Genomic DNA, 25,979 nt, shown 5'->3' with positions numbered 1-25,979 from the left:
GGGAGATGAGTTTGACAATCCGGACGGTCCAGACGGGTCCGGAAATGCGGAAACTCCATCCGAAGGCGGCAAAATACTTGTGGCTTACTTTTCCGCACAGAGACATACACAAGCTGTGGCCGAGTGTATTGTGGAACTTACCGGTGCGGATATATACTGCATCGAAGCGGCTGAGCCGTATGCCGCGAATCCTTACGATGACAGCGACCGTATCCGGAATGAGGCTTATAACGACCTGCGCCCGGGGGTGGCTAATCTGCTTGATGCAGAAAGGATAGCACAGTACGATACGATTTTCATCGGCTCGCCTTGTTGGTGGCACCAGCCCGCTATGGTTGTCTGTACGTTTCTTGAAGCGTACGACTTGAAAGACAAGGTGATTATTCCGTTCTTCACCTACGGCGCAACGACTTATCTGAATGAGTCGATGCAGAAAATTTACAAAGTAACACCTGATTCGAAGCACATTCCGGAAACTCTGCCCGAAGATCTCGACCCGGACGACATCACTACACCGGGCCGTCCGGACGATGCCGGAATCGACATGCCGGGCAATGCCGGTGGCACAGAGGCTTGGTTGCGTAGAATCGGAATGATAGAATAAACAATCATAAAATGAATAAATATGGAAAAAGGAATGATAACAGCAGGAATACTGTCAATTATAGCCTGTGCAGTGACTGCTTATGGTTGGGCGGCCGGACGTGAAAACACCTCGGAAGAGATAACGGCTACGGAAATTGTATCAGAGCGACGGATAGAATCGGCTGCAAATGCAGTCAATGGAAAATCTTTGGTCGTTTACTTTTCCGTCCCTGAAACCGATGGTGTGGACGCTTCGTCGGGAGCGAGCTGTGTCCTTTCCGACGGCGAGGTAATGGGAAACACCCAATATGTCGCAGCCATTATCAGCGAGGCCACAGGAAGCGATCTCTTCGAGATAAAGACCGTCCATACTTATCCCGGATCACATAAGGCTCTGATCGATGCCGCGAAAGTGGAAACCGACAATAAAGCCCGTCCGAAGCTGGCTACACATATCGAAAATCTGCAAGATTACGATGTGGTGTTCGTCGGATTCCCTAACTGGTGGTATGACATGCCGATGCCGCTCTATTCGTTCTTCGATGAGTACGACTTCAGCGGCAAAACTATTGTTCCGTTTTGCACGCATGGCGGCAGCCGTTTCTCGGATGCCATCAAGACCATCCGGGAAATGGAGAAAGGTGCTACTGTCCTCGATGGATATGCTATTGCCCGCGATCGTGTGGCAGGCTCCAAAGACGGCATATTGAACTGGCTGGAGAAGATCGGGGGAAAAAAATAGGAAAGGATATGATACAGTAAGGTTGTTCTTGGAGACATCAGCTATCTTTGAAGTGTCCCCCAAAAAGTTGGACATAAAACTTTGGGGGGACACTTCATACCTAATCATGAGTAAATGGTTGTTTATCGGCTATAACTTATTTCTGTCGTGTCGGAACTAAAGAATCAGGTTTTGCAAATAATAGATACCTATTCCGGCCAGAAATCCGGTTATGGCGATCCAGCTGATATGCCGCATATACCAGGTGAAACTGATTTTCTCGAGTCCCATCACTACTACTCCGGCGGCAGAGCCGATGATCAGAATACTTCCACCTGTTCCGGCACAATAAGCTAAAAGTTTCCAGAAATTCCCGTCACTGACAAAATTCAACAAATAGGCAGTTTCGGGAATACCTCCCGCTGTGGCCGGCACTGTGAGCGGATACATGCCCATGGCAGCCGCTACTAAAGGTACATTGTCGATGACAGAAGAAAGAAATCCGATAATACCTGTAATGATATAGACATTATGAATACCCGAATTCAGTAAATCGGACAAGTGGTGTAATAGGCCTATAGCTTCCAGGGCTGCGACCGCCATCAGGATACCGAAGAAAAATAAAATAGTAGAGAAATCTACTTTGGTCAGGATATCGGGAATCCGGTATTTCAGACCGGTCGAATCTGTTTTCTTCCGGTTATACAGGCAATCGGTGTAAAACCACAGAAAACCTAAGGTAAAGAGTATGCCGGCAAAAGGAGGCAGATCGGTCAGTGATTTAAAGATGGGAACCGCTAACAGACAAAGGATACCGATGATCAGGATACTTGTTTGCTCCTGTTTACCGAGGTAAAGGGAAGAAACGCCGGAAGTTGGGGAGGGGGTGGTTATGCTGTTGCTTTTCAATGAATAAGAGACCAGCCATACCGGAATTGCCAGCGAGATAACACTGGGGAGAAACAGGCCTTTCATGATGTTACCTGAAGTAATGTTATCGTTGATCCAGAGCATGATTGTGGTGACATCCCCGATCGGGGTCCAGGCTCCCCCGGCATTGGCTGCAATAATGATGATACTGCCGAAAATCCAGCGTTCGCGTTGTTCCGACAATAGCTTTTGAATCAGCATCATCATGACGATAGCCGAGGTCATGTTATCCAGTACGGACGACATAAAAAAGGTGATAAAAGCTACGAGCCATAACAGCTTCTTTTTGTTTTTTGTTTTTACAGACCGGGTGATTCCGTCGAAACCTTGGTGAACATCGATCGTCTCTACAATAGTTAAAGCGCCGATCAGATAGAATAGGATTTCGGAGATATTGCCTAAATGATCGATAATTTCCCAATTAAGAATATATTCACGTACCTGGGCAAGCGGGGAGAGATGCTCATAGGCCGGATGCTGGTGTATGAAATTTTGAAAAGCGGCCGGATCCGCCCCTACGATGATTTGCGGACCGGAAAAGATATACATGACCCATAAGAGGATCCCCAACAGAAGAGCTATTGCCGTTTTATTAATACCGGTCTGATGTTCGAGCGCGATGAAAATATATCCGATGACGAACATCACGATCATTGCTGTTAACATGTTGAAAATTTTAGCGTTTACCCTTGCTTGTACGTTTATTGTTCCGGAAGTGTTTATCCATTTTTTTTTGTAATTTTTGTCTCAGGGCAATCATCCTGTTGAAGAAATGCGTATATTTGCACAAAATTCGGGTTGATGAAACGGTTTGTTATATGTCTATTGTTTTTGTTTACAGTTGTGTGGAGTTGGAACACAACGGTGAATTATTTTGGCCCGGAGAATTTGGTTGCAGAAAAGATGACTGGCTCTGATGACAAGGTGGTTCAAAAGTTAGACGAGGTGATCAGTGCCTTGATGGAAGCGAATCATTTTACGAACCTTTCGGTACAGCCTACCCTTAGCTTTACTTCTAATATTGCCAGACGGTATCGGCCGGGTGGTTTTACTTTCGACAAATTTATGGAGTATCAGCTTGAAGAGCGGGAAATGTTGCTGAAAAATCATTTAAAAACAACTTTCTTTTTCTCGCAGGAATATGCGGCCAGGCAAAAATATGCCGGCTATTATATCTTTTCCCTGCGTAAAATCATTATTTAATTGCTTTGTTTATATACTGTCGGTTCACTGATCATTTAATCGTTGGTTCGTTTGATTGACCGGAGGATCGGTATTGTTGTGTGCGTGGATCGACAGGAAACGGACCGATGAATAAAACAATTTAAAAATGAGAAAATTATGGGAAAGTTCAAAAAACTTCAGGAAGATATAGAAAATGTTACTAATAAAGAAGTAGTAAAACAAACCCGGATTTCCGGTGTAGCGACTATTGTGTTAATTATTTCGGTGGCATGTGCCATCGGTGGTATGAGTTTTGAAGATCCGAATTCTTCTATGCCGACATTTCTGTTTACCGCTTCGGCTTTGTTGTTTCTAAGTGGAGTCATTAAATTGTTGGTCGATCGTAGTTGCTATATGTTCAAACCGACCAAAAGTAAACTGAAAACGATGACCATGTATTTCGATGTGCATGAAAGTGACAATCTACAGGATTGTATGGAAATGAAGCGGTTTGAAGATCTGAAAAAAATGAAACGGGAAAAAGATACCGGTGTGAAAGTGGAGGCAATGATTGCTGACGATCAAAAATTTGCCGCAGTACAGATTTCAGAGTATATCCCTTATTCCTATGAGGCGGTGACTCCTGTTATGTGTTATTATGGCGAAGAAGCGCGGCTGCTGGCTTCCTATCTGAAAGTATCTTAATGATAGACACCCCTCTGAAGAGAATTTCTTACTCGCCAGAGGGGTGAAGTTTATCTATGTCTTTGTATTATTTTTTCAGTTTGGGGAGTAGTGCGGAAAGGGTAGTCAGTAATTCTTGCTGCATTCTGAATAGTTTTTCCAAATCTTTGTGAAGGTTCATATACTGGTCGTCTCTGGTTTGGAACATCAGCCGGATTTCCTCTACAGCTGCTTCCACACTGTTTGGGGCCGGAGTCTTTTTAGGGGAAGTTTCATCATGGGGTGTGCTGACCATATTTTGTCCTGTCCGTATCCATTCTTCGGAAATTCCCAAATAGTTACGAAATAATTCCCACTTGATTCCATCGGGTTTCGTCTTGCCTGTCAGATAATTGGATATAGTCGAGGCGGAGAGGTTCAGATCGTGTGCGATCCGGTATTTAGAAATCTTTCTGGTTTCTAAATATTCCTGCAACCTTTCTTGTTGTTCCGGCGAAAGTTTTTCCATACGAATCTTTTTTTGATATATATTGAAAATAATTCAAGATTTGCTTGTTTTTATTGCAGAATTGTACTATTTTTGCAAAATTGAATATACACAAATATAAGAAAATATTACCGGATTTTTATCTGTTTTGATAATTGTTTGGTAAAAGTAGTTTATTGTTTAGTTTTCAATAAATTGTGGGAGTGTTTGCTGGAAGCAGAAAGAGCGGGGGCGTTGGAAAATAGGTCCGATTATAGGGTTTTGCTATCTGTTTGGAGGCTAAAAGAGGAGAGTTACTGAAATAGGGTGTGTTACAATATTGGAATATTGTTCTGCTTTATAATGTAAAATAGTGTTTAACTTTTTTTTAACCGCTTGCCAGACAGGAAAATATTGTAATCCATATTTTAAATTAATAGTTTTGTAACGCTTAGTTTGAATCTAAATAATAATGTAAATCATAAAGATTATGGCAGAAGAAAATACAATTGAAAGAATAAAATGTGTGATCATCGGTTCAGGCCCTGCCGGCTATACTGCGGCTATTTATGCTGCCCGTGCAAATTTGAAACCGGTATTATATACAGGCTTACAGATGGGTGGACAGTTGACGACAACTACCGAAGTCGAGAATTTTCCCGGTTATCCGGAAGGAGTGACAGGTCCTGTTATGATGGAAGATATGCGTAAGCAGGCAGAACGTTTCGGGACGGATATCCGTTTCGGTATCGTTACTGCCGTCGATTTTTCCGGGCATCCTCATAAACTGACGATCGACGATTGCAAGCAAATCGAAGCTGATGCAGTGATCATCGCTACGGGTGCTTCGGCTAAATACCTGGGGCTTCCTACCGAAGAGAAATTCAGAGGTCTGGGAGTGAGTGCCTGTGCTACTTGCGACGGATTCTTTTACCGGGGTAAAGATGTGGCTGTCGTCGGTGGTGGTGATACTGCTTGCGAGGAGGCAACTTATCTGGCAGGTCTGTGCCGGAAAGTATATCTGATTGTCCGCAAAAACTATCTGAGAGCTTCTAAAGCTATGCAGCAACGGGTATTCAATACTGAAAACATCGAAGTGCTTTTCGAACACAATACGCTTGAACTTTACGGTTCGGATATGGGACTCGAAGGTGCACGTCTGTTGTATCGGAAAGGCGAACCGGAAGAATGTGAAAAAGACATTAAGATCGACGGATTCTTCCTGGCTATCGGTCATCATCCGAATTCCGAAGTATTCAGTAAGTATGTAAAGGTAGACGAACAAGGTTATATTATTACCGAAGGGGCTTCGACCCGTACCAATGTGCCGGGTGTGTTCGCTGCCGGAGATATCATGGATCCGGTTTATCGTCAGGGGATTGCCGCTGCAGGTTCTGGTTGCCGTGCTGCTATCGATGCCGAACGGTATATCGGTGAGTTGGAAAGTAAATAAAAATAAAACAGCCGTCGTGAGACGGCTGTTTTATTTTATCGTAACCATTGTCGCTCCGTATCCATATTGTTTGAAAGAAGCATCCTGATGATGGTGGCGTTTGTATTTTGTCTGGAGTTCCCATAAAATGCGTTGCCGTAAGATACCGTCTCCTTTTCCATGAATAAAGACTATTTTTTGGCCTTTCCGTAGTTTGTATTCTTCCATGGTTTTCCGGAAAACTTCCAATTGATATTCCAGGATATCTTTATTATTCATTCCGGCCGTTGTTTCGAGTAATTCATGACAATGTAAATCTATCTCGACGATGTTACCGACAATCTGTTTTTGTGGCCGGGGAGTCGGGGCCGGTGTTGTGTCCTTTTTCTCGCGTATGGCCTGAGTGAGTTGTTTCTCATCGATTTCTTCGGTGGCAGGCAGATGTTCTTTATCCAAAGCATGGATGATGCAAATCGAATCAAACCAGCGGGTATGTTTATAAATACCGGATTTACAAAGATTGACAGTATTGATTTTTACTTCTGCTTCGATCGGAGTTCTGGGCGTCGTGGAACCTTTCTTGAAAAAGATTGCCTGGATATGAACGGCTTTTATACCGGCATCGATATCTTTTAACGAGTATGTTCCTATCGGACAAGTGCTGTCCGGATTACAATTACCGGCACTGATACCGCTATATTTTTCCCCATGGCGAAAAGCGATCGAATAGAGACAAGTTTGCTGTGTATCGTTAACCAAAAATAGTTCATAGCGGGAATCCAGCAAATTGTTGAAATTATCGGGGACAATAGCGAAATACAACGTATCGGCCGATTCCATCGTTACCCCTTTTTGTACCTGAGGATGTGCCTGGGCTGCGGAACTACTATCCGGTTTAGAAGGATTGACATCAGAGTGGATGACGACCAGGTCACTTGTCGAAGCCGGTATCTCGAACCCATAGTCGTCGACAAAGATATTGACGGTTGTATTGTCTATGATGCCGGTTACTTTACCTTCCATTTTTTCTGAAATGAACCGTACGATATCACCTATTCTTATATTCATAGCTGTATTATAAAATTAAAATGGGAAATAGCGGCATTATTTCAACACTTTGAAAGTCAGTGGCGCAGAATCGTGATGGTCCGGACAATCGTGGTGTTGACAGGCTTCTCCGGAATCGGTGAGTGCGCCTTGTAGCCAGGCATTGACTACTGCTTCGACACTGCCCGAACATCCCCGTATCACCCGGATATGGTGGTCTTCGAGCGTATGTTTGGCCCCTTCGCCCATATTGCCCGCGAGCATCAATTCAACACCTTTTTCTTCTAATACCGAGGCTATATTGGATTTACATCCACATCCTTCCGGAGAAGCCTGAATTTCTGTACAGACAATCAGTTTGTCTTCACTGATTGTGAAAATCGTATAATACTCACAATGTCCGAAATGATCGTCGACGACATTATTTCTTGTCGGAATAGCTACTTTCATAAGATTCGATTTATATGGACAAAGGTAGCTATTAATCCTCACCTTTCCCTTATTTTGCGGGGAGTTTTTTCAGACAGAAGAACCAATCGTAGCATCGGGTACCGCTGGCAGGTTTGTCCATTCGTTCGTTTGCCGCATTGAACGAGCCCGGGGTAGGAGCGATCACTTCGTCTCCAGGACGCCAGTCGGCCGGTAGGGCTACTCCATATTTGTCGATGGTTTGCAAGCCGATAAGTACCCGTTTCAGTTCGTCGAAATTTCGTCCCAGAGCCAGCGGATAATAGATAATGGCCCGGATGATTCCTTGCGGATCGATGTAAAATACGGCACGGACAGCGTTGGTCGAGCTTTCCCGGGGTTGGATCATGCCGTATAAATGGGCTACTTCCATGGTTACATCGGCAATTAACGGAAATTGAACCTCAACATTTTTCTTTCCTTTGTACTCGATCTTCTCACGGATGGTCCGCAACCAGGCAATATGACTGTATAAACCGTCGACAGAAAGTCCTATCAATTGACAATTCAGCGCTTTGAATTCTTCCGTCATAGCTCCGAAAGTGACGAATTCGGAGGTACATACCGGAGTGAAATCGGAAGGATGACTGAAAAGAATAATCCATTTGCCGCTAAAGTCCAGAGGAAAATGAATTTTTCCTTGAGTAGTGACTGCATCGAATACCGGAGCCTGATCGCCGATCCGGGGCATCGGAATAGTTTCGTCTGTAAAATCCATGATGATACTGTTTTAAGTTGTTTGTAATGCCTGAAATACGTTTTTTTCTGCCGAAAGGTTGGAAATAGTCGGATAACCTTTCTTTTGTGGTTGGCGTAAAATGTTGATAACGAAATGGTTTTTAATGAGAAGAAGCATGACTTTTAAAATTGTTGTTTTGAGTTTGGTGTTAGGTATTTGGGGATTGGATGCCCGGTCACAAAATGAAGAGCCGGACTTTTCGGGACAATCGGAAGATAGTCTGATGCAGGCTTTAGGAAATATACCGGCTTTCACTATATATAAAGATAATTATGTGGTGACCGGAACGAGTTTCACCGGTGGAAAAATTTCGAAATACAATTCGGATGCTAAATTTCAGATTAGCTTACGCCACCGGCTTTACCGCAAGTTATTACCTTATCGGATTTATTTATTCCTGACGTACAGCCAGAAGTCTTTTTGGGATATTTACCGGAAATCGGCCCCTTTTGCGGACAATAATTATAACCCTTCTTTAGGGTTCGGACGTAATTTTATCGGGGAGGGAAGGATTAAAGGTATCGGGATGGTGCAATTTGAGCATGAATCGAACGGGCGCGACAGTATTTGGTCGAGGAGTTGGAACCGGCTGACTTTTACCGGTATTTATCTGATGAATAAAAATTATACTTTTCAGGCCAAGGTTTGGATAGCTATGCAAGTAGCTAAAGAAAACAGACATCTGACCAGATATGCCGGAATCGGACATTTGGCAGCGACTTACGCCAGTGATAACGGACGTTTGTCTTGTTCGGCCTTAATGATAAAACGGGGTGGGTGGAATTGGAATGCGAATTGGCGTTTGGAGATTGCCTATCGATTGTTCAGAGAAGATAACCAATATTTATTTATGCAATTTTGTAATGGATATGGCGAAAGTATGATCGCCTACAATCAGTTCAGGCGTTACCTACGGTTTGGATTTGTGATCAAACCCCGCTCGGTGACTATATTTTAAAGGAAAGGTGTGTGATTAATTGTGATATTTTTGGGCGTAATCGTTTGAAATTATTAAATTAGCGGGTCGAAAAGTAATAAATATTAAATATATAATGAGATGACATTACAAGAATTCCAACAATCTATCCGGGAAGGTATTCCCGCGGAATTGCCTGCACCGAAACCTTATGATCCGGAGGTAAACCATGCACCGAAACGGAAGGATATCCTGACGAAAGAGGAAAAAAAACTCGCTATCCGGAACGCCTTACGCTATTTCGAACCGCGGCATCATGCTGTTTTGGCCCGTGAATTTGCAGAAGAATTAGAAAAATATGGCCGGATTTATATGTATCGGTTCCGGCCGGATTATGAAATGTACGCTCATAATATATACGATTATCCTCATAAATGTTTGCAAGCAGCTGCTATTATGCTGATGATCAACAATAATCTGGATAAGGCTGTTGCACAACATCCCCATGAGTTGATTACTTACGGAGGAAACGGTGCGGTATTCCAAAACTGGGCACAATATCGTCTGGCTATGAAATATTTGTCAGAAATGACCGACGAACAAACTCTGGTGATGTATTCCGGTCATCCGCTGGGATTGTTTCCTTCGCATAAAGATGCTCCCCGGGTTGTGGTCACCAATGGTATGGTCATTCCGAATTATTCGAAACAGGACGATTGGGAAAGGTTTAATGCTCTTGGTGTATCCCAATACGGACAAATGACTGCCGGATCGTATATGTATATCGGGCCGCAAGGAATCGTTCATGGTACTACCATCACGGTTTTAAATGCCGGTCGTAAGATCTCCAAACATGGTGAAGGTCTGGCGGGGAAGTTGTTCGTTACCGCAGGTTTGGGAGGTATGTCGGGAGCTCAGCCTAAAGCAGGCAATATTGCCGGTTGTGTAAGTATCACTGCCGAAATCAATCCGAAAGCTACCCATACCCGTTATTCACAGGGATGGGTAGATGAGGTGATCGATGATCTGGATGTGCTGATGAAACGGGTGCGGCAGGCGAAAGCTGACAAACAGGTCGTTTCCATTGCTTACCAAGGGAATGTCGTCGATTTGTGGGAGCGGTTGGCTGAGGAAGATATCGTGGTTGAGCTGGGATCCGACCAGACTTCTTTGCATAATCCCTGGGCAGGAGGATATTATCCTGTCGGTCTTTCTTTCGAAGAGAGCAAACAAATGATGGCCGAACAACCGGAATTATTTAAAGAGAAAGTACAGGAGTCCTTACGTCGCCATGTGGCTGCTATCAATAAATGTGTCGAACGGTTCGGAACTTATTTCTTCGATTACGGGAATGCATTTTTATTAGAGTCTTCCCGTGCCGGTGCCGATATCCTGAAGCCGAACGGCTACTTCAAGTATCCTTCTTATGTTCAGGATATTATGGGACCGATGTGTTTCGATTACGGTTTCGGTCCTTTCCGTTGGGTATGTACCAGCGGTGATCCGAAGGATTTGGCGAAGACCGATGAGTTGGCTGCTAAAGTACTGGAAGAGCTGGCTGCTCAGTCTCCGAAAGAAATTCAGCAACAGATGCATGACAATATACGCTGGATCAAAGCTGCTGCCGAAAACCATTTGGTGGTAGGTTCACAGGCTCGCATCCTTTACGCAGATGCTGAAGGAAGAATAAAGATTGCAGAAGCTTTTAACAAGGCGATCGAATGGGGAGAGATCTCTGCTCCTGTTGTGCTGGGACGTGATCACCACGATGTGTCCGGAACAGATTCACCTTACCGGGAGACTTCGAATATTTACGACGGATCGAAGTTTACGGCGGATATGGCCGTACAGAATGTGATCGGTGATTCTTTCAGAGGGGCTACCTGGGTGTCTTTGCATAATGGTGGTGGTGTCGGCTGGGGAGAAGTGATCAACGGAGGTTTCGGTATGTTGCTGGATGGCTCTGCCGATGCTGACAGACGCTTGAAAAATATGCTGTTCTGGGATGTGAATAACGGTATTTCCCGCCGGAGCTGGGCTCGGAACGAAGGTGCCGTATTTGCGATCAAACGGGCTATGGAGGCGAATCCGAATCTGAAAGTGACTTTACCGAATTATGCAGACGATCAGTTGGTGGAAAGTTTATTCTGATCCGATAGAATAGTCCGATAAGTAAAGAATTCTTTTATAGTTGGACGGTGCATATACAGTTTTTAACTGTTGGCACCGTTCATTTTTTATTCTTGATTTTCTTTGAAGGCCTTTCGGACCGGCTATCAATTGTCGAACCCGGGGCGTACGAATGTCCTGGCTTTAGGAAAATACTCGTCGGCATCGCTGCGTAATTGTTCCAATACTACCAATAGATGGGATATTTCTTTTTGATAAGCCGGACACAAAGGTTGTATTATTTTCCAGTTTTCAATCGAACGTTCCACCCCGATAAGAGCCACTTTGGCCGATCCATTATAGTCTTCTGTCGTTTTTGACTTATTGGCCGTATGGTAGTGATAACCGTATAATGCCCTTCGGATTTTGGCTTGAATCAAATCCGGATACCAGCCGACGACTTCTAAAGCCTCTTCCAGAAGTTCGTTTTTTTCTTTATCATTTATTATTTCGTAAAGCTGCTCCAGACATTTATCGGCCCAATATTCGTAAATACTACAAATTCGGAGGAGATCCGAAGATTCGAGTTTTTGGTAAACTTGCTCTCTTGGAGTCCCTTCGTAATCCTCACCCCAAAACTCCCGGTCGATATTTTCCGAAGCATAAATGTCCTCGACATCTAATCCGCGTTCTTCAGCCAATTCATGTAATACTTCATAAGTAGATTCGAAGACTTCTTTCAGGCGTGCCCAAATACTTTCATCTTCCCGATGGCCTTCCCGTTCAAAATTGAAACCGCCTTTCTCCTCGATCTTTTTTCCCATTACAAAGCTCATACACCGCAACTGTTGTTCGCATTTTTCACACCAACGATCGCAATAATTATAAATACCAGGGATGAATCCGACATCCACAACTTTTTTAATTTTCTTTTTGGACACAATTATCTAAGATTGAGTTTTACAGACTTTTTTAGTCAAACTACCCTAATTCTTCAAAGATTCCGGACTATTTTACCAGAATACAGGGTACAAAGATAGTCTATATCAATAAAATAAAAAAAAAATTTGAAAACTTCATCAAATAATATGGTTAACCAGGCGATATCCCTCTGTATTATTCATTAAAAACTATTATTTTATAACCGTCGGAATGCTATTGATTACTATATCGCTTCTCTGATTCGGAGAATACATCCGATTCGAAGATTTGTATTTAAGGGGATTTTACTTTATTTTCGCGCCGGATTTCTGGTAAACATCCTGTTTATATATAAATGACGCTGGAGTAGGGTTTCGGTATCGCATGGGCAGGGCGGAAATGATTGTGCGTCGATTCGGGCAGGCGGTAAATCGCTTTCTTTTTTTCCGGAGAATGGACTGTCGGAGGGAAGCATATCCGACTTTGTAAAATTGAATAGTCGACAAGTTTATATTCGATACTATGTGGTTGTTACTGGCTTTTGTTTCTGCTACTTTGTTGGGATTGTACGATGTGGTGAAAAAAATTTCTTTAGAGAGGAATGCAGTTATACCGGTTCTCTTTTTGAATATTTTTTTCTGTTGTCTTCTTTTTTTACCGGTGGTCCTTTTATCTGCCTTGGCTCCTGACATGATGCGGAATACGTTGTTATTCTTACCGGCTATCGGAAGTGAAGGGCATTTTTTGTTATTTTTGAAAGCTGTGATCGTTTTGGCTTCCTGGATTTTCGCTTATTTTTCTTTGAAACATTTGCCTATTACGATTGCTTCACCGATCAAGGCTACCCAGCCTATTCTGACTTTACTGGGAGCTTTACTTGTTTTTGGAGAACGGTTGAACATTTGGCAATGGGCCGGAGTTTTAACTGCAGTAATTTCCTTGTTTTTGCTTTCCCGTTCAGGTAAGAAAGAGGGAATCCGGTTTGCGCATAATAAGTGGATTTATTTTATGATTCTTGCAGTCGTAACCGGTTCTGTGAGTGGGTTATACGATAAATATCTGATGACTTGTCTCGACCGGATGAATGTGCAGGTATGGTATAATTTTTACCAATTGGCTATAATGGGGGTTATTTTATTTACACTTTGGTATCCCGGAAGAAAAAAATCTACTCCTTTTCAATGGCGTAATACTATTCCTTTTATTTCTATTTTGTTGGTGCTGGCTGATTTTGTTTATTTCTATGCTTTAAGCTACGAAGACTCGATGATTTCTATTATTTCTTTAGTGCGCAGGAGTGGGGTGGTGGTTTCATTTATTGCCGGAGCGATCTGGTTTAAAGAGAGGAATTTGAAAGCTAAGTTTATAGACCTGCTTTTGGTTTTAGCCGGTATGTATCTGATTTATTTAGGAACTCGTTGATGGGCGGGAAAGTCAGTCTTTTCTAAGGAAGGAGAAATATTAAGGTAGACGGGCGGTAACTCCTGATACTGATTTTGGAATCTAACCCGAAGGCTCCGGTCAGCATACAGAAAAAACGGCTAATCCGGATTGAAAAGCTGCCGGTCTGTTCAAAAAATTTTTGGAGCGACATCAGCGGTTTTACAAGCCCGGAGAAGTCGCTCCGAAGTACTTTGAAGATCGGCTCTTTATCGAAGAGGTTAGATAACTTCGGCAACGACAAATGTACTGCCACCGATGTAAATCATATCTTCGGAGGAGGCAGCTTGCCGGGCTGCTTCGTAAGCTGCTGCGACAGTGGGATAATATTCGCCTTGCAGGCCTGCTTGTCTTGCTTTTTGAGCAAGCTGTTGCTCCGGCATAGCCCGGGGAATGGAAGCTTTGCAGAAATAATACACCGCATCCTGAGGAAGGATATGTAATACGCTGTCGATGTCTTTGTCACTAACCATACCGATGACAAAATGAAGCTTTCGATACCGGCACTGTTTTAATTGTTGGGTGATCTCTGTCAGGCCATCGATATTGTGACCCGTGTCGCAAATGGTCAATGGCTGGTTGGAAAGGGTTTGCCAGCGTCCGAATAAACCGGTATTCGTCACTACCCGTTCGATACCTTGCCGGACTTGCTGGTCGCTGATCTTTAAGCCTGCTTGTTGTAAAACGGGTATAGTCTCCAGTACCGTAGGAATATTTTTTCGTTGATAGAGTCCTTTCAATTCACTGGTTAAATGATCGAAATGCCAACCGTTTTTCCGTGTCAGCTGGAAACTTCCGTCGATGTTAATCGTTGTCGTCCAGTTGTCACTTGCAAATTCGATCGGAGTTTCACAGGTTTGAGCTTTTTGCTCGAAAACAAAATCGTAGGTTTTGTCGCGCGTACCGATGACAACCGGAATACCGGGTTTTATGATTCCTGCTTTTTCGCTTGCAATTTTTTCGAGGGTGTTCCCCAGGAGTGCCATATGATCGAAGGAAATATTTGTAATAACAGAGGCTAAAGGAGTGATAATGTTCGTGGAATCGAGGCGTCCACCCAGTCCGACTTCGATCACTGCAATATCCACCTGGCTATCGGCGAAATACTTGAAAGCCATAGCTACCGTCATTTCGAAGAAAGACGGTTTTACCCGGGAGAATAAATCGGCGTGATGCCGGACAAAATCGATGACATATTGTTCACTGATCATTTCTCCGTTGATTTTAATCCTTTCCCGGAAATCTTTTAAATGAGGGGAAGTATACAGGCCGGTTTTATATCCGGCTTGCTGTAATATAGAAGCCAGCATGTGGGATACCGATCCTTTGCCGTTCGTACCTGCCACATGAATCGTTTTGAAGTTTTTATGGGGATGTCTGAAATATTCATCCAATTGTAAAGTGTTGTCCAGGTTTGCTTTGTACGCAGCCTGACCTTCCCTTTGGTACATCGGGAGCTGGGCAAACAACCAATTTAAAGTTTCCTGATAATTCATGATTTGTTTTTTCAAAATTTCAAATGTTATTCCCGGACTTTTCATTTTTAGGTGAAGGTCTGAGAACAAGATGCAAAAGTACTAAACAAATGAAATTGCTTGTTGAAAATCCGGGATTTATTCTCTTTGCTGTGAAAAAAAAATTAATTTTGCAGGTTATAAATAGATTATTTATGAAAGCTGATATAAATGTACCTATACCTGTCTTGAGACGTATGCCTTCTTATCTTTCTTTTGTAAAGACTTTACAAAAGCAGGGAGAGAAGTACGTGTCTTCTACCCGGATAGCTGAATATATGGAAATCGATTCGACTCAGGTGACGAAGGATCTTTCCCATACCGGTATTTCGGGTAAAACACGGGTTGGATACGAGGTGGACAGTTTTGTGCGGATTCTGGAAGATTTTTTGGGTTTTAGCCGGGTGGACGGAGCATTTTTGGTCGGAGCCGGTTCGTTGGGGAGCGCTTTGCTGCAAGATAAAGGATTGTCTGCTTTCGGGTTACAGATAGAGGCTGCCTTCGATACGGATAAAACGAAGATCGGTACAAAAGTCAATGATATCGAAATATTTCATATCGATCAATTCCGTGCTATGGCTGCCGAACGGAAAGTGGTGATCGGTATTATTACCGTCCCCGCCGAACATGCACAGAATGTAGCCGACTTGATGGTCGCCTGGGGAATTAAAGCCATCTGGAATTTTACTCCTGCCCGCATAAAGGTCCCTACGCATATTGTCGTGCAAAATACCACCATCTATATGAACCTCGCTATCTTGTTCAATAAATTGTACAACGATAAGGGGGAAAAAAAGTAAAAGGTTAAAAGCTAAAGCCTATCGTCTTTAACTTTTTACTTTTACCTTTTTACCTTTTACTTTTTTTCTTATCTTTGCACCTTATTAAAAATAAGCTGCGTACGTAGCGTAGTAATAAAATAAACGACTATGATAAAAATTAAATTTCCGGATGGAAATGTAAAAGAATTTGAGTCAGGTGTGACCGGCTTGGATATTGCCCGGGGAATTAGTTCCAAACTGGCTAAGGAAGTGTTGTCCATATCTGTGAATGGGGAAATTTGGGATTTGACACGTCCTATTACAGCAGATGCTGAAATTAAATTATTTACCTGGGATGATCAGGAAGGAAAACATGCTTTCTGGCATTCTTCGGCCCACTTGATGGCAGAAGCCCTGCAACAATTATACCCGAATACCAAATTCGGTATCGGACCGGCTATCGAAAACGGATTTTACTATGATATCGATCCGGGAGAAGGGGTCGTTTTGACCGACAAAGATCTGGAAACCATCGAGAAGAAAATGCTTGAATTGGCGCGCCAGAAAGAAGAGTATTGCCGTATCAATGTGAGCAAGCAAGAAGCACTGGAGCATTTCAACAGTATCAACGAAACTTATAAAGTGGAGTTAATCAACGATTTGGAAGACGGTAAGATTACTTATTATCGTCAGGGCTCCTTTACCGATCTTTGCCGTGGTCCGCACTTACCGGATACTTCTTATATTAAGGCTATAAAACTGACCGGTTTAGCCGGTGCTTACTGGAGAGGGAACGAGCATAATAAAATGTTGACCCGTATCTACGGTATCACTTTCCCGAAACAGAAAATGCTGGACGAATGGCTGGTATTGATGGAAGAGGCAAAGCAACGGGATCACCGGAAGATCGGTAAAGAAATGGAATTGTTTACTTTTTCCCAAGCTGTGGGTGCCGGTTTACCGATGTGGTTGCCGAAAGGAGCTATGTTGCGCGACCGTTTGGAGGGATTTTTGCGGAAAGTACAGAAGAAATACGGTTACCAGCAAGTCATTACCCCACATATCGGGAATGTGAATCTGTATAAGACTTCCGGACATTACCAGAAATACGGAAAAGATAGTTTTCAGGTGATTACGACTCCTCAGGAAGGTGAAGAGTTTATGTTGAAACCGATGAACTGTCCTCACCATTGCGAGATTTATAAATTCAAGCCCCGTTCTTATAAAGATCTGCCATTGCGTTTTGCTGAATTCGGTACGGTGTATCGTTACGAGCAGAGCGGAGAGTTGCATGGTTTGACCCGGGTACGTGGATTTACGCAGGACGATGCTCACTTATTCTGTACGCCCGATCAGTTGAAAGAAGAGTTTAAAAAAGTAATCGATATTATTTTTACTATCTTTAAGGCGCTGGATTTCAAAGATTTTACTGCTCAGGTATCTTTACGTGATCCGAAGAATACAGAGAAGTATATCGGTACGGATGAGAACTGGGAAAAAGCGGAACGTGCCATCATCGAAGCGGCTGAAGAAAAAGGCCTGAAGACGACTGTCGAATTGGGCGAAGCTGCTTTCTACGGACCGAAGCTCGACTTTATGGTGAAAGATGCGATTGGACGGAAATGGCAATTGGGTACCATTCAGGTCGATTATAATCTGCCGGAACGTTTTGATCTGGAATATACCGGAGCTGATAACCTGAAACACCGGCCGGTGATGATCCATCGGGCACCTTTCGGAAGTATGGAGCGCTTTGTGGCTGTATTGATCGAGCATACCGGAGGAAAATTCCCCTTGTGGTTAGCGCCGGATCAGGTAGTTGTGATGCCGATCAGCGAAAAATTCAATGATTATGCCCAAAAACTTTCGGATTTGTTAAATAATTCCGATATTCGCACCGTTTTAGATGACCGGAATGAAAAAATAGGACGTAAAATCCGGGATAACGAATTGAAAAAAATTCCGTATCTATTGATTGTCGGAGAAAATGAGATGAACAACAACACCGTTTCTGTTCGTCGGCAGGGACAAGGGGATATGGGAACGATGTCTGTCGAAGACTTTATTTCGAAGATAAATGAAGAAGTAAATAGTCAGTTACAGACCATTTATAGTTATTGATAAACTAACTTAAGGAGGATTTAATATAGCAACAAGAATGGAATTCAGAGGCTCAAGAAATCAGGTTAATAAAGAACCTCAGCACAGAATTAATGAGTCAATCCGGGCTGCTCAAGTAAGAGTCGTCGGGGAAAATATCGAACCGGGCGTATACCCTTTACGTGAAGCTTTGGCGATGGCAGAAGCTGCCGGTATGGATTTGGTGGAGATCTCTCCGAACGCCGAGCCACCGGTGTGCCGGATTATTGATTACAGTAAATTCCTGTACCAACTGAAGAAAAAACAGAAGGAAATCAAAGCGAAAAGCGTGAAGGTCGTCGTTAAGGAGATTCGTTTCGGACCCCAGACCGATGATCATGATTTCAATTTTAAATTGAAACATGCGAAGGAATTTTTGCAGGAAGGTGCGAAGGTGAGGGCCTATGTATTCTTTAAGGGACGTTCGATTTTGTTTAAAGACCAGGGGGCCGATTTGTTGTCACGTTTCATCGCTGAACTGGAAGAATACGGAAAAGTGGAAGCTGCTCCGAAACTGGAAGGAAAGAAGATGATCGTGGTGTTGGCTCCGAAGAAATAATGCTCAGGATAGCGGTGAAAGCCGGATAGTTATATTTTTCTGAAACACAATTAAATTACGAGAAGATGCCAAAGATGAAGACAGTGAGTAGCGCGAAGAAGAGATTTACTCTTACCGCTACGGGGAAGATTAAAAGAAAACATGCTTTCAAAAGTCATATTTTGACGAAGAAAACAACAAAACAGAAACGTAATCTTACGCATGTTACTACAGTTGACGGACATAACCTGAAAGCTGTACGGAAGATGCTTGTTATGTAAGAATTACTAAGAAATTATTTTATTAACCGGAATGTTATGCCGTAAGTTTCTCCATAGAGTGAACGCTGACATTCGAAAAAAAGAAAATTATGCCAAGAGCTAAAAATGCCGTTGCTGCAAGAGCACGTAGAAAAAAGGTTTTAAAACAAACCAAAGGAAACTTTGGTGCCAGAAAAAATGTTTGGACGGTTGCCAAAAACACATATGAAAAAGGTTTGACATATGCGTTCCGTGACAGACGTAAAAAGAAATCAGAATTTAGAGCATTGTGGATTCAGAGAATTAATGCAGCTGTCCGTCTGGAAGGCCTGTCTTATTCTAAATTTATGGGTCTGATTCATAAAGCTGATGTAGACATGAACCGTAAAGTTCTGGCCGACCTGGCTATGAATCATCCGGAAGCTTTCAAAGCTGTAGTTGCAAAAGCAAAAGAATTTGCGAAGTAATGATAAACGAATATCCTGAGGGAAGGCTGCTGTGAAGCAGCCTTTTTCTGTTTATAGATTTTATAAGACAACTGTAACTTACTTGAAAAATAAATGTTAACTTTGACCCTATAAAGTCTTTTTGCTTTATCATGGGGTTTATAAATTTTAGAAACAAATATATGCGTATAGCTTTGTTGGGATATGGTAAGATGGGAAAAATGATCGAACGGATTGCCATAGAACGCGGACATGAGATTGTATTGATAGTAGACGAGAATAACCGGGCGGCTTGTACGGATGAACAACTGAAGCAGGCTGACGTCGCTATTGAATTTACGATGCCTGCTGTTGCCGTTGAAAATTATAAATGGTGTTTCGATAACGGCGTTCCGGTGGTTTCCGGGACAACCGGTTGGCTGGAAAGATGGGATGAGGTGGTGGCTTGTTGCCGGGAACAACAAGGTGGATTTTTCTATGCCTCGAATTTCAGTATCGGGGTGAATATTTTCTTTCAGCTCAATAAATACCTGGCTAAGATGATGAACGGATTTAACGACTATAAGGTATTTATCGAAGAAACGCATCATATACATAAACTGGATGCCCCTAGCGGTACAGCGATTACAATCGCCGAAGGAATTTTAGGTAACCACGACGGTTATCGTTCCTGGCAATTGAACGAAGGGAGACAAATGCCGGCAGATGTATTGCCTGTAACGGCCAGGCGTATCGGTGAAGTGCCCGGGATTCATGCTGTAACTTATAAATCGGAGGTCGACGAAATAGAAATCCGGCATTCGGCTGTATCACGTGAAGGTTTTGCCCGGGGAGCTGTGCTGGCTGCTGAATTTCTGAAAGGGAAAAACGGTGTGTTGGGAATGGAAGATATGTTGAAATTTTAATGGGGAAAATAATTATCATATGAAAAATATTTTGACGAATAAATGGTTTAAATTCAGCCTTGTCCTGATTATCTACCTGTTGTGGGCTTATTGGGTTGGGAGCTGGTGGTTGTTGATCCTGGTGCCGGTGATTTTCGATATCTACATCACAAAGAAAGTACATTGGGCGTTTTGGAAAAAGAAAGGCGTAGAGAAACAAACCAAAACGGTTGAATGGATCGATGCTTTGATTTTTGCGGTCGTGGCAGCTACCTTGATCCGTATGTTCTTTTTTGAAGCCTATACGATTCCGACTTCCTCTATGGAGAAGAGTATGTTGGTGGGTGATTACCTGTTTGTCAGCAAAGTAGCCTACGGACCTAAGTTGCCTAATACCCCTTTAGCCGTTCCTTTCACACACCATACGCTGCCTTTTACCCAAAAGACAAAAGCTTATTCGGAAGCCATTCAATGGCCCTACAAACGGATTGCGGGGACGACTGAAATCAAACGAAACGATATTATCGTATTTAATTTTCCGGCCGGAGATACCTTGATCGTAGGATCTGAAAATCCCGATTATTATAGCCAGATTCGTACGAATGCCCGGATTTTTCAGGCACAGGATCCCGGATTATCCCGGGAACAGGCCGAGAAGCTGGTGAGAGAAAAAATGTGGGAACGATTTGAGATCACTACCCGCCCTGTCGATAAGCGGGAGAATTATATCAAACGGGGCGTCGGAATGCCCGGGGATATTCTGGAGTTGAAAGACGCTCAGTTGTATGTCAATGGAAAAATGTCCGATAATCCTGAAAACCTGCAGTACAGGTATGAGGTGAGAACCAATGGTACCCCCTTGAATCGGATGAAACTTCAGGATATCGGATTGTCGCTGGAAGATATCGGTATTCCTTCTACAGTGAACTATTTCCCGTTGACCTTGGAAATGGTGGAGAAATTGAAAAAATTCCCCAATGTGGTCGAAATTAACCGAACCAAAGAGGTGAGCCCTAATCCGGATATTTTTCCTTTCGATACCTTGAATTATCCTTGGAATGTAGATAATTTCGGACCTTTGTATGTGCCTAAAAAAGGAGATAAAGTGGAGTTGAATATGAAGACCTTGCCTTTGTATGCAAGGATCATCGGTACTTATGAAGAAAACGATTTACAGGTAAAAGATTCTGTTATTTATATCAACGGTGAGGTAGCGGATAGTTATACCTTTAAGATGAATTATTACTGGATGATGGGAGATAACCGGCATAGTTCGGCAGATTCCCGCTACTGGGGATTCGTGCCGGAAGATCACGTAGTCGGAAAAGCTTATTTCATTTGGTTATCCTTGGATAAAGATAAATCATTTTTCGACAAGATCCGGTGGAAGCGGATGTTCCGGTTTATTCATTGACGGAAAGAAAATGAATGAAACAGTAACAATCGATCAAACTTTTTTGCGCATATGAAATTAGAATTTATCGATTGTTACTGTTTTTTGTTGTCACAGTTGCAATGGGAAAAATTGGTTCTTTTTCAAAAAGAAAATAGGCAGGAAAAAGAATGTAAAGTTAATTAAGATGAATTCTGATAAAAGGAATCGTAAAAAATCAGATTGAAAGGATATTTATGTATTTTTATTCGTATCTTACCATAAATTTCTAAATTCATACAACAATGACTGCAAACGAAAAAAAGACATTTGTGTTGGATACGAACGTTATTCTGCACGATTACCGTTCTATTTATAATTTTACCAATAATGATATCGTCATCCCCATAGTAGTTTTGGAAGAACTGGATAAATTCAAGAAAGGGAATGACCTGATCAATTTTCATGCCCGTGAATTTGCCCGTGAGTTGGATAAAATTTCCGAAAAGGATTTTTTTGATAAAGGGGCAGCTTTAGGGAAAGGACGGGGAAGACTATTTATTCAGCCGGGAGTGAAATTTTCTCAAAAAATGAAGGATTCCTTCAGCGATGATACTCCGGATCACCGTATACTCGCTGTAACAGAGTATATCAGTGAAAAAATGAAGGGACAAAAGGTGATTCTGGTGACTAAAGATATGAATCTGAGGATGAAAGCCCGTTCGTTGGGATTGCAGGCCGAAGATTATAAAACGGATCAGGTGGAGGATCTGGATTTTGCAATCAACCGTAGTGTCCGGGAAATCGAAGGGATAGATACAGAAGTGATCAACAGGATTTATGAAAATGCAAATGGGGTAGAGGTGGAACAAGTGTTTCCGAAGCAAGAGCTCAAAGGCAATAATTATTACGTTTTGAAGAATGGGAATGCTTCGGTTCTGGCTTGTTATGATCCGGTAAGAAGAGTGATCCGGAAAGTGGAAAAACCGAATGTGTTCGGTATTTATCCCAAAAATGCAGAGCAGGCTTTTGCGGTAGATGCTTTATTGAATCCTAACATACAATTGGTGGCGATCAGTGGAAAGGCAGGTACCGGAAAAACTTTATTGGCACTGGCTTCGGCTTTACAGCAGAATAAACAGTATGAATTTATTTATTTAGCCCGTCCGATCGTCGCTTTATCGAGTAAAGACCTGGGCTTTCTCCCCGGTGATGTCAACGAAAAGGTAGATCCGTATATGCAGCCTTTATATGATAATCTGGGTTTTATCAAGCGGCGGTTTAATATCCATGGGGCTGAAAATCGCCTGATCGAAGAGATGCAGAAGGAACAGAAACTGATGATTTCTGCTTTGGCTTATATTCGGGGACGGAGTTTGTCGGATGTTTATTTTATTGTCGATGAGGCTCAGAATCTTACTCCCCATGAAGTAAAAACGATTATTACCCGGGCAGGCGAAGGCACGAAAATGGTATTTACCGGAGATATCGATCAGATCGATTCACCTTATCTGGATAAGAAGTCGAACGGACTGTCGCATTTGTTCGATAAAATGCAGGGACAGGATATTTTTGCCCATGTACATCTGGAAAAGGGAGAACGCAGTAAACTGGCTGATCTGGCGAGCGATCTTTTATAGGAAATAGAGCGCAGGAGTTTGGCTTTACCGTTATCCCTGAAAAAGACGTTTAAATTTTGACATTGGAACTGCTTTTTCCGTATAGAAAAATTCGGTAAAAATCGCTATCTTTATCCCCACTAACGAAAATAAAGATGAGCAAGAAAGTGCAGTTCGACCGGGAAGATTATCTGAAAGCAAACCGAAAGCTATCCCGGGAAGAAGAGATCAAAACACATGGACGTCCGGTTCGGATCGGAGGAGTCCATAAGTCGAAAAAGGTCTACGACCGCAAGCGGAGTAAGGCAGAGATGAAAAAGGCTCTGCCTTATTTTTTACTTGTTATTCAACTGTCGATTTCTGCTTCAGGGATAGGAAGACGGTAAGGTTCCGGTACGATTTCCCTTTCGCTGAAGAAAAAATGAATTTCTCTGAGTGCATTTTCGTCGCTATCCGAGCCATGAATAGCATTCCGGGTTTTACTTTGTCCGAAAATTTTTCGGATGCTGCCGGTAGGAGCAGCCTGTGGATCTGTATTTCCGATCAGGGTCCTGAATTCAGCAATGGCATTTTCTTTTTCAAGTACCATGACGACCACCGGACCGGAGGTCATAAAAAGAGACAGATTCCTGAAAAAAGGACGCTGACTGTGTACCGCATAAAATTTGTTGGTGTCGGAGGTCGTAAGGCGGAGCATTTTTTGAGCTATGATCCGAAATCCGGCTTTTTCGATTAAGGTAATGATCTGTCCCGTGTAATGACAAGCTACGGCATCGGGTTTGATCATCGCAAAAGTACGTTTTTTCATATTGACTTTTTTTATTTATACGTGTGTGAGAAGGGGATAGGTTGAGATTGGCGGTAAGTAATTTTTTTGTAAATTTGAGAAACTTATTCGTATAATAAAATAATTAGCTTATGAATGTATCCTATCTTTTTTTGGCTCCGGGTTTCGAGGAAATAGAAGCTATTGCTGTTGTCGATATACTCCGTAGAGGAGGAGTAGATGTACGGACAGTATCTGTCGGTGGAGGTAATGAAGTGACCGGTGCCCATCAGGTTACTATCCGTGCGGATGTGTCATTGGAACAAATTCGGCCGGAAGAGGCTGAATGCCTGATTTTCCCCGGGGGAATGCCGGGAGCCCAGCACCTGAGCGAATGTGAAAAATTGATGACGATCCTGCAACATCATTACGATCAGGAACGAACGGTTGCAGCAATTTGTGCCGCACCTGCTTTAGTATTGAGTCATTTGAAAACAAACAGAAAACTCCGGGTGACCTGTTATCCTGGATTTGAAAAATATCTACCTGATTTCGAAGTCGTGGCAGATGGAGTAGTCGTCGATGGAAAAATGATTACCGGAAAGGGACCCGGATTTGCTATCCTATTCGGATTAGCCATTCTCGAACAGCTCCGTTCGGCCCAGGTAGCTGGTGAAGTTGCTGCCGGGATGTTATTGGTATAGTGTGATTTTTTATAAGGCTGTTATATACATATTTACACTTATAAACGTACATTTGGTGTAAATATGTATATAAACACCTTAAATAGTTGTACCTTTGCCTCGTGCAATAAAATATCCATCACGGAGTGTGTTAACAGTAATAAACAGACCAATAACGTTCAGCGAATGGATAAAGAAACGGCCTTTTTACAGAAAATCAACGACAGGCAAGTCGAGGCATACCGAATACTGTACGATGAATATTATCCGGCTCTGGTGGTGTACGCTTCTACCTTTCTGGCTTCTGATGAAGTAGCTGAAGACATTGTACAAGAACTCTTTGTATCTATGTGGGAAAAGCGGGTTACATTTGTCTCTTTTCCTGCCTTCAAAACCTACCTGTATAAATTCATTAAAAACTCGGCTCTGAACTATCTGAAACATCAGGGAGTGGAGGAACGTTACAAAGAAGCCCTGCAGAATAATCTCTCAGATGAGGAACTCGATGAAGAGGAATTGGACCGCGAAGAAGAATACCGGCATCTGTTTCAGGCTATCGACAAACTACCGTCCCGCTGCCGGGAAATTTTCCTGTTATCACTCGAAGGAAAAAAAAACAAAGAAATCGCAGAAATGTTACAAATATCCACAGAGACTATTAAAACTCAAAAAATCAGGGCTATAAATCGATTGAAAAAATACTCTGGCATACTCTTTTCCTTTCTTTTCTCCGTCTATCGATAATTTTTTGAGAAATTGTTGTCCCCTTTTTTACCCTCCAAATTGTTTCTATAGCACAACACATCAATAAAATTGCAAATGGATAAAACTGAGAGGAAACAATTGATTGATAAATTGGAAGAAGATGAGTCTTTTCTTTCCCGGTACCGATGTTACAGTCGGGTCGATAAAAAGAAGGCATGGAAGCAGTTCTGTCAACAGACCCGCATTCCTTTTTATCTCAGAATCAGCAGAAGGCAATGGATACGTTATGCAGCTCTATGGATACTTCCGATAGGTATGATCACGGCCTTGTCGCTTTACCGGATATTACCGGAAGAACCTGCTCTGTTCTATGTCGAAGGCATGATGAGCCGGATTCAAAATGAAGCAACACTCACTTTAGCCGACGGAACGGTTGTCTCTCTTGACTCGGCTGCCAACGGATTATCCCTACAACAGCAAACAGCCGAGGTCATGATTGCCTCTTCGCAGATCAAGTATCAACAGGCATCCCACAAGACACAACAAACCGAATACAACACCTTGTCGACCAATACCGATCGGAAATACGATATCGTGCTGGAGGATGGTACTCATGTTTACCTGAATGCTTCATCACGCTTGACTTATCCACTGGTATTTCCTGCAGACA

26 protein-coding genes and 2 pseudogenes are annotated in these 25,979 nt (G+C 42.7%); 20 read left to right on the top strand and 8 right to left on the bottom strand.

Translation table 11 applies throughout. The annotated features are described in order from the left end of the window. Both WS42_RS10350 and WS42_RS10345 read left to right on the top strand, forming a co-directional pair. Nucleotides 1-604, top strand: a 604-nt coding sequence (locus tag WS42_RS10350; protein WP_046451079.1) for a flavodoxin, incomplete at its 5' end; no start/stop codon positions are given. Between the two features lie 21 nt (nt 605-625). Continuing rightward, nucleotides 626-1,327, top strand: coding sequence for a flavodoxin (locus tag WS42_RS10345; protein WP_046404164.1), 702 nt, complete (start codon nt 626-628; stop codon nt 1,325-1,327). Nucleotides 1,328-1,483: 156 nt separating this feature from the next. Here WS42_RS10345 and nhaD read toward each other — a convergent pair whose 3' ends face one another. Further along, nucleotides 1,484-2,902 carry a sodium:proton antiporter NhaD gene (nhaD, locus tag WS42_RS10340; RefSeq protein ID WP_046404162.1) on the bottom strand — a complete coding sequence of 473 codons (1,419 nt, stop codon included), beginning with the start codon at nt 2,900-2,902 and terminating at the stop codon, nt 1,484-1,486. A 135-nt stretch (nt 2,903-3,037) separates the two neighbouring features. Between nhaD and WS42_RS10335 the strand changes: the two genes are divergently transcribed. Both WS42_RS10335 and WS42_RS10330 read left to right on the top strand, forming a co-directional pair. After that, a complete protein-coding gene (locus tag WS42_RS10335) occupies nt 3,038-3,439 on the top strand; it encodes a DUF8440 family protein (RefSeq protein ID WP_046404658.1) in 402 nt (133 codons plus the stop codon). A 138-nt stretch (nt 3,440-3,577) separates the two neighbouring features. Continuing rightward, a complete protein-coding gene (locus WS42_RS10330) occupies nt 3,578-4,105 on the top strand; it encodes a hypothetical protein (RefSeq protein ID WP_013610727.1) in 528 nt (175 codons plus the stop codon). 67 nt (nt 4,106-4,172) lie between these two features. Here WS42_RS10330 and WS42_RS10325 read toward each other — a convergent pair whose 3' ends face one another. Beyond that, nucleotides 4,173-4,592, bottom strand: a complete 420-nt coding sequence (locus WS42_RS10325) for a helix-turn-helix domain-containing protein (protein ID WP_013610728.1) — start codon at nt 4,590-4,592, stop codon at nt 4,173-4,175. Nucleotides 4,593-5,040: 448 nt separating this feature from the next. On the opposite strand from WS42_RS10325, the gene trxB reads away from it, so the two are divergent. Next, nucleotides 5,041-6,003 carry a thioredoxin-disulfide reductase gene (trxB, locus tag WS42_RS10320; RefSeq protein WP_022160056.1) on the top strand — a complete coding sequence of 321 codons (963 nt, stop codon included), beginning with the start codon at nt 5,041-5,043 and terminating at the stop codon, nt 6,001-6,003. A 30-nt stretch (nt 6,004-6,033) separates the two neighbouring features. On the opposite strand, the gene WS42_RS10315 is transcribed toward trxB, so the two are convergent. From WS42_RS10315 to WS42_RS10305, 3 genes are read right to left on the bottom strand one after another with little or no spacing between them, the layout of a single operon-like run. After that, nucleotides 6,034-7,050, bottom strand: a complete 1,017-nt coding sequence (locus WS42_RS10315) for a DUF2027 domain-containing protein (protein ID WP_022160055.1) — start codon at nt 7,048-7,050, stop codon at nt 6,034-6,036. 36 nt (nt 7,051-7,086) lie between these two features. After that, the gene (locus WS42_RS10310) at nt 7,087-7,479 is read right to left on the bottom strand and encodes a NifB/NifX family molybdenum-iron cluster-binding protein (RefSeq protein WP_022160054.1); all 393 of its coding nucleotides are present in this window, start codon (nt 7,477-7,479) and stop codon (nt 7,087-7,089) included. A gap of 49 nt (nt 7,480-7,528) precedes the next feature. Beyond that, on the bottom strand, nt 7,529-8,215 hold the full coding sequence (locus WS42_RS10305; RefSeq protein ID WP_046404157.1) for a peroxiredoxin: 687 nt from the start codon (nt 8,213-8,215) through the stop codon (nt 7,529-7,531). A gap of 136 nt (nt 8,216-8,351) precedes the next feature. Here WS42_RS10305 and WS42_RS10300 point away from each other — a divergent pair, with 136 nt between their 5' ends. Then, nucleotides 8,352-9,194 (top strand): phospholipase A, encoded by an 843-nt coding sequence (locus WS42_RS10300; RefSeq protein WP_022160052.1) that lies wholly within the window; start codon nt 8,352-8,354, stop codon nt 9,192-9,194. A gap of 99 nt (nt 9,195-9,293) precedes the next feature. Then, complete coding sequence (gene hutU, locus WS42_RS10295; protein ID WP_046451078.1) at nt 9,294-11,303, top strand: urocanate hydratase; 2,010 nt, start codon at nt 9,294-9,296, stop codon at nt 11,301-11,303. A gap of 125 nt (nt 11,304-11,428) precedes the next feature. Here hutU and WS42_RS10290 read toward each other — a convergent pair whose 3' ends face one another. Continuing rightward, nucleotides 11,429-12,202 (bottom strand): hypothetical protein, encoded by a 774-nt coding sequence (locus tag WS42_RS10290; RefSeq protein WP_046402799.1) that lies wholly within the window; start codon nt 12,200-12,202, stop codon nt 11,429-11,431. Between the two features lie 502 nt (nt 12,203-12,704). Between WS42_RS10290 and WS42_RS10285 the strand changes: the two genes are divergently transcribed. Continuing rightward, complete coding sequence (locus WS42_RS10285) at nt 12,705-13,604, top strand: DMT family transporter (RefSeq protein ID WP_013610736.1); 900 nt, start codon at nt 12,705-12,707, stop codon at nt 13,602-13,604. 239 nt (nt 13,605-13,843) lie between these two features. Here the strand turns inward: WS42_RS10285 and WS42_RS10280 are convergent, their stop codons facing one another. Further along, nucleotides 13,844-15,118: a bifunctional folylpolyglutamate synthase/dihydrofolate synthase gene (locus WS42_RS10280; protein ID WP_022160049.1), complete on the bottom strand. Its 1,275-nt coding sequence runs from the start codon at nt 15,116-15,118 to the stop codon at nt 13,844-13,846. A gap of 173 nt (nt 15,119-15,291) precedes the next feature. Between WS42_RS10280 and WS42_RS10275 the strand changes: the two genes are divergently transcribed. The 9 genes and pseudogenes from WS42_RS10275 (at nt 15,292) to WS42_RS10235 (ending at nt 23,541) form a co-directional block, all read left to right on the top strand. Further along, a complete protein-coding gene (locus tag WS42_RS10275; RefSeq protein WP_013610738.1) occupies nt 15,292-15,936 on the top strand; it encodes a redox-sensing transcriptional repressor Rex in 645 nt (214 codons plus the stop codon). Between the two features lie 129 nt (nt 15,937-16,065). Beyond that, the gene (gene thrS, locus WS42_RS10270; protein ID WP_013610739.1) at nt 16,066-18,018 is read left to right on the top strand and encodes a threonine--tRNA ligase; all 1,953 of its coding nucleotides are present in this window, start codon (nt 16,066-16,068) and stop codon (nt 18,016-18,018) included. Between the two features lie 37 nt (nt 18,019-18,055). Continuing rightward, a pseudogene (infC, locus tag WS42_RS10265) lies at nt 18,056-18,592 on the top strand (translation initiation factor IF-3); the annotation flags it as partial. A 68-nt stretch (nt 18,593-18,660) separates the two neighbouring features. Continuing rightward, nucleotides 18,661-18,855 carry a 50S ribosomal protein L35 gene (gene rpmI / locus WS42_RS10260; protein WP_013610741.1) on the top strand — a complete coding sequence of 65 codons (195 nt, stop codon included), beginning with the start codon at nt 18,661-18,663 and terminating at the stop codon, nt 18,853-18,855. An 89-nt stretch (nt 18,856-18,944) separates the two neighbouring features. Then, nucleotides 18,945-19,301 (top strand): 50S ribosomal protein L20, encoded by a 357-nt coding sequence (rplT, locus tag WS42_RS10255; RefSeq protein WP_013610742.1) that lies wholly within the window; start codon nt 18,945-18,947, stop codon nt 19,299-19,301. A gap of 161 nt (nt 19,302-19,462) precedes the next feature. After that, nucleotides 19,463-20,185, top strand: a complete 723-nt coding sequence (dapB, locus tag WS42_RS10250) for a 4-hydroxy-tetrahydrodipicolinate reductase (RefSeq protein ID WP_013610743.1) — start codon at nt 19,463-19,465, stop codon at nt 20,183-20,185. Between the two features lie 19 nt (nt 20,186-20,204). Next, a complete protein-coding gene (locus tag WS42_RS10245) occupies nt 20,205-21,578 on the top strand; it encodes a S26 family signal peptidase (RefSeq protein WP_013610744.1) in 1,374 nt (457 codons plus the stop codon). 263 nt (nt 21,579-21,841) lie between these two features. After that, nucleotides 21,842-23,176, top strand: coding sequence for a PhoH family protein (locus tag WS42_RS10240; RefSeq protein ID WP_013610745.1), 1,335 nt, complete (start codon nt 21,842-21,844; stop codon nt 23,174-23,176). 134 nt (nt 23,177-23,310) lie between these two features. Further along, on the top strand, nt 23,311-23,541 hold the full coding sequence (locus WS42_RS10235; RefSeq protein ID WP_013610746.1) for a hypothetical protein: 231 nt from the start codon (nt 23,311-23,313) through the stop codon (nt 23,539-23,541). Here the strand turns inward: WS42_RS10235 and ndk are convergent. Then, nucleotides 23,502-23,963 (bottom strand): nucleoside-diphosphate kinase, encoded by a 462-nt coding sequence (gene ndk / locus WS42_RS10230; RefSeq protein WP_022160046.1) that lies wholly within the window; start codon nt 23,961-23,963, stop codon nt 23,502-23,504. The two genes, WS42_RS10235 and ndk, sit on opposite strands and share 40 nt — an antisense overlap. Before the next feature lie 110 nt (nt 23,964-24,073). Between ndk and WS42_RS10225 the strand changes: the two genes are divergently transcribed. The 3 genes and pseudogenes from WS42_RS10225 to WS42_RS10215 all read left to right on the top strand — a co-directional run. Continuing rightward, complete coding sequence (locus tag WS42_RS10225; RefSeq protein WP_046405754.1) at nt 24,074-24,625, top strand: DJ-1 family glyoxalase III; 552 nt, start codon at nt 24,074-24,076, stop codon at nt 24,623-24,625. Between the two features lie 165 nt (nt 24,626-24,790). Further along, on the top strand, nt 24,791-25,348 hold the full coding sequence (locus tag WS42_RS10220) for an RNA polymerase sigma-70 factor (RefSeq protein ID WP_046405753.1): 558 nt from the start codon (nt 24,791-24,793) through the stop codon (nt 25,346-25,348). Nucleotides 25,349-25,423: 75 nt separating this feature from the next. After that, a pseudogene (locus WS42_RS10215) lies at nt 25,424-25,979 on the top strand (hypothetical protein); the annotation flags it as partial.

This window comes from Odoribacter sp. N54.MGS-14 (assembly GCF_000980295.1).
Taxonomy (GTDB): domain Bacteria; phylum Bacteroidota; class Bacteroidia; order Bacteroidales; family Marinifilaceae; genus Odoribacter; species Odoribacter splanchnicus.
The sequence above is the reverse complement of the archived record's forward strand: the minus strand, read 5'-3'. Positions and strand labels throughout refer to the sequence as shown.

What these genes read in the sequence shown, in the direction of transcription:
- WS42_RS10305 (WP_046404157.1), bottom strand. Translation starts at nt 8,215, where the DNA reads ATGGATTTTACAGACGAAACTATTCCGATGCCCCGGATCGGCGATCAG.
- nhaD (WP_046404162.1), bottom strand. Translation starts at nt 2,902, where the DNA reads ATGTTAACAGCAATGATCGTGATGTTCGTCATCGGATATATTTTCATC.
- WS42_RS10240 (WP_013610745.1), top strand. Translation starts at nt 21,842, where the DNA reads ATGACTGCAAACGAAAAAAAGACATTTGTGTTGGATACGAACGTTATT.
- WS42_RS10300 (WP_022160052.1), top strand. Translation starts at nt 8,352, where the DNA reads ATGACTTTTAAAATTGTTGTTTTGAGTTTGGTGTTAGGTATTTGGGGA.
- ndk (WP_022160046.1), bottom strand. Translation starts at nt 23,963, where the DNA reads ATGAAAAAACGTACTTTTGCGATGATCAAACCCGATGCCGTAGCTTGT.
- WS42_RS10325 (WP_013610728.1), bottom strand. Translation starts at nt 4,592, where the DNA reads ATGGAAAAACTTTCGCCGGAACAACAAGAAAGGTTGCAGGAATATTTA.
- thrS (WP_013610739.1), top strand. Translation starts at nt 16,066, where the DNA reads ATGATAAAAATTAAATTTCCGGATGGAAATGTAAAAGAATTTGAGTCA.
- WS42_RS10245 (WP_013610744.1), top strand. Translation starts at nt 20,205, where the DNA reads ATGAAAAATATTTTGACGAATAAATGGTTTAAATTCAGCCTTGTCCTG.
- hutU (WP_046451078.1), top strand. Translation starts at nt 9,294, where the DNA reads ATGACATTACAAGAATTCCAACAATCTATCCGGGAAGGTATTCCCGCG.
- WS42_RS10280 (WP_022160049.1), bottom strand. Translation starts at nt 15,118, where the DNA reads ATGAATTATCAGGAAACTTTAAATTGGTTGTTTGCCCAGCTCCCGATG.
- WS42_RS10275 (WP_013610738.1), top strand. Translation starts at nt 15,292, where the DNA reads ATGAAAGCTGATATAAATGTACCTATACCTGTCTTGAGACGTATGCCT.
- rpmI (WP_013610741.1), top strand. Translation starts at nt 18,661, where the DNA reads ATGCCAAAGATGAAGACAGTGAGTAGCGCGAAGAAGAGATTTACTCTT.
- WS42_RS10315 (WP_022160055.1), bottom strand. Translation starts at nt 7,050, where the DNA reads ATGAATATAAGAATAGGTGATATCGTACGGTTCATTTCAGAAAAAATG.
- dapB (WP_013610743.1), top strand. Translation starts at nt 19,463, where the DNA reads ATGCGTATAGCTTTGTTGGGATATGGTAAGATGGGAAAAATGATCGAA.
- WS42_RS10310 (WP_022160054.1), bottom strand. Translation starts at nt 7,479, where the DNA reads ATGAAAGTAGCTATTCCGACAAGAAATAATGTCGTCGACGATCATTTC.
- WS42_RS10335 (WP_046404658.1), top strand. Translation starts at nt 3,038, where the DNA reads ATGAAACGGTTTGTTATATGTCTATTGTTTTTGTTTACAGTTGTGTGG.
- WS42_RS10225 (WP_046405754.1), top strand. Translation starts at nt 24,074, where the DNA reads ATGAATGTATCCTATCTTTTTTTGGCTCCGGGTTTCGAGGAAATAGAA.
- rplT (WP_013610742.1), top strand. Translation starts at nt 18,945, where the DNA reads ATGCCAAGAGCTAAAAATGCCGTTGCTGCAAGAGCACGTAGAAAAAAG.
- WS42_RS10220 (WP_046405753.1), top strand. Translation starts at nt 24,791, where the DNA reads ATGGATAAAGAAACGGCCTTTTTACAGAAAATCAACGACAGGCAAGTC.
- WS42_RS10285 (WP_013610736.1), top strand. Translation starts at nt 12,705, where the DNA reads ATGTGGTTGTTACTGGCTTTTGTTTCTGCTACTTTGTTGGGATTGTAC.
- trxB (WP_022160056.1), top strand. Translation starts at nt 5,041, where the DNA reads ATGGCAGAAGAAAATACAATTGAAAGAATAAAATGTGTGATCATCGGT.
- WS42_RS10345 (WP_046404164.1), top strand. Translation starts at nt 626, where the DNA reads ATGGAAAAAGGAATGATAACAGCAGGAATACTGTCAATTATAGCCTGT.
- WS42_RS10330 (WP_013610727.1), top strand. Translation starts at nt 3,578, where the DNA reads ATGGGAAAGTTCAAAAAACTTCAGGAAGATATAGAAAATGTTACTAAT.
- WS42_RS10235 (WP_013610746.1), top strand. Translation starts at nt 23,311, where the DNA reads ATGAGCAAGAAAGTGCAGTTCGACCGGGAAGATTATCTGAAAGCAAAC.